Annotated in this window: 1 rRNA gene; it reads left to right on the top strand. The window is 52.1% G+C overall.

The window, feature by feature from the left end:
• Positions 1-2,584, top strand: a 23S ribosomal RNA gene (locus tag QRN31_RS29020); the annotation flags it as partial.
• Positions 2,585-2,604 lie beyond the last annotated feature (20 nt).

Genomic DNA, 2,604 nt, shown 5'->3' with positions numbered 1-2,604 from the left:
CGGCCATAGTGGGTGATAGCCCTGTACGCGAAAATCTCTTAGTCATGAAATCGAGTAGGACGGAGCACGAGAAACTTTGTCTGAATATGGGGGGACCATCCTCCAAGGCTAAATACTACTGACTGACCGATAGTGAACTAGTACCGTGAGGGAAAGGCGAAAAGAACCCCGGAGAGGGGAGTGAAATAGATCCTGAAACCGTATGCGTACAAGCAGTGGGAGCCCACTTTGTTGGGTGACTGCGTACCTTTTGTATAATGGGTCAGCGACTTATTTTCAGTGGCGAGCTTAACCGAATAGGGGAGGCGTAGCGAAAGCGAGTCTTAATAGGGCGTCTAGTCGCTGGGAATAGACCCGAAACCGGGCGATCTATCCATGGGCAGGTTGAAGGTTGGGTAACACTAACTGGAGGACCGAACCGACTACCGTTGAAAAGTTAGCGGATGACCTGTGGATCGGAGTGAAAGGCTAATCAAGCTCGGAGATAGCTGGTTCTCCTCGAAAGCTATTTAGGTAGCGCCTCATGTATCACTGTAGGGGGTAGAGCACTGTTTCGGCTAGGGGGTCATCCCGACTTACCAAACCGATGCAAACTCCGAATACCTACAAGTGCCGAGCATGGGAGACACACGGCGGGTGCTAACGTCCGTCGTGAAAAGGGAAACAACCCAGACCGTCAGCTAAGGTCCCAAAGTTATGGTTAAGTGGGAAACGATGTGGGAAGGCTTAGACAGCTAGGAGGTTGGCTTAGAAGCAGCCACCCTTTAAAGAAAGCGTAATAGCTCACTAGTCGAGTCGGCCTGCGCGGAAGATGTAACGGGGCTCAAACCATACACCGAAGCTACGGGTATCACTTAGGTGATGCGGTAGAGGAGCGTTCTGTAAGCCTGTGAAGGTGAGTTGAGAAGCTTGCTGGAGGTATCAGAAGTGCGAATGCTGACATGAGTAACGACAATGGGTGTGAAAAACACCCACGCCGAAAGACCAAGGTTTCCTGCGCAACGTTAATCGACGCAGGGTTAGTCGGTCCCTAAGGCGAGGCTGAAAAGCGTAGTCGATGGAAAACAGGTTAATATTCCTGTACTTCTGGTTATTGCGATGGAGGGACGGAGAAGGCTAGGCCAGCTTGGCGTTGGTTGTCCAAGTTTAAGGTGGTAGGCTGGAATCTTAGGTAAATCCGGGATTCTAAGGCCGAGAGCTGATGACGAGTGTTCTTTTAGAACACGAAGTGGTTGATGCCATGCTTCCAAGAAAAGCTTCTAAGCTTCAGGTAACCAGGAACCGTACCCCAAACCGACACAGGTGGTTGGGTAGAGAATACCAAGGCGCTTGAGAGAACTCGGGTGAAGGAACTAGGCAAAATGGCACCGTAACTTCGGGAGAAGGTGCGCCGGTGAGGGTGAAGCATTTACTGCGTAAGCCCATGCCGGTCGAAGATACCAGGCCGCTGCGACTGTTTATTAAAAACACAGCACTCTGCAAACACGAAAGTGGACGTATAGGGTGTGACGCCTGCCCGGTGCCGGAAGGTTAATTGATGGGGTTAGCTAACGCGAAGCTCTTGATCGAAGCCCCGGTAAACGGCGGCCGTAACTATAACGGTCCTAAGGTAGCGAAATTCCTTGTCGGGTAAGTTCCGACCTGCACGAATGGCGTAACGATGGCGGCGCTGTCTCCACCCGAGACTCAGTGAAATTGAAATCGCTGTGAAGATGCAGTGTATCCGCGGCTAGACGGAAAGACCCCGTGAACCTTTACTATAGCTTTGCACTGGACTTTGAATTTGCTTGTGTAGGATAGGTGGGAGGCTTTGAAGCGTGGACGCCAGTTCGCGTGGAGCCAACCTTGAAATACCACCCTGGCAACTTTGAGGTTCTAACTCAGGTCCGTTATCCGGATCGAGGACAGTGTATGGTGGGTAGTTTGACTGGGGCGGTCTCCTCCTAAAGAGTAACGGAGGAGTACGAAGGTGCGCTCAGACCGGTCGGAAATCGGTCGTAGAGTATAAAGGCAAAAGCGCGCTTGACTGCGAGACAGACACGTCGAGCAGGTACGAAAGTAGGTCTTAGTGATCCGGTGGTTCTGTATGGAAGGGCCATCGCTCAACGGATAAAAGGTACTCCGGGGATAACAGGCTGATACCGCCCAAGAGTTCATATCGACGGCGGTGTTTGGCACCTCGATGTCGGCTCATCACATCCTGGGGCTGAAGCCGGTCCCAAGGGTATGGCTGTTCGCCATTTAAAGTGGTACGCGAGCTGGGTTTAGAACGTCGTGAGACAGTTCGGTCCCTATCTGCCGTGGACGTTTGAGATTTGAGAGGGGCTGCTCCTAGTACGAGAGGACCGGAGTGGACGAACCTCTGGTGTTCCGGTTGTCACGCCAGTGGCATTGCCGGGTAGCTATGTTCGGAATAGATAACCGCTGAAAGCATCTAAGCGGGAAACTAGCCTCAAGATGAGATCTCACTGGGACCTTGAGTCCCCTGAAGGGCCGTCGAAGACTACGACGTTGATAGGTTGGGTGTGTAAGCGCTGTGAGGCGTTGAGCTAACCAATACTAATTGCCCGTGAGGCTTGACCATATAACACCCAAGCAATTTGC

The organism is Pseudomonas sp. fls2-241-R2A-110, assembly GCF_030209165.1.
In the GTDB taxonomy this organism is placed as follows: domain Bacteria; phylum Pseudomonadota; class Gammaproteobacteria; order Pseudomonadales; family Pseudomonadaceae; genus Aquipseudomonas.
This window is presented reverse-complemented; position numbering and strand designations above follow the sequence as displayed.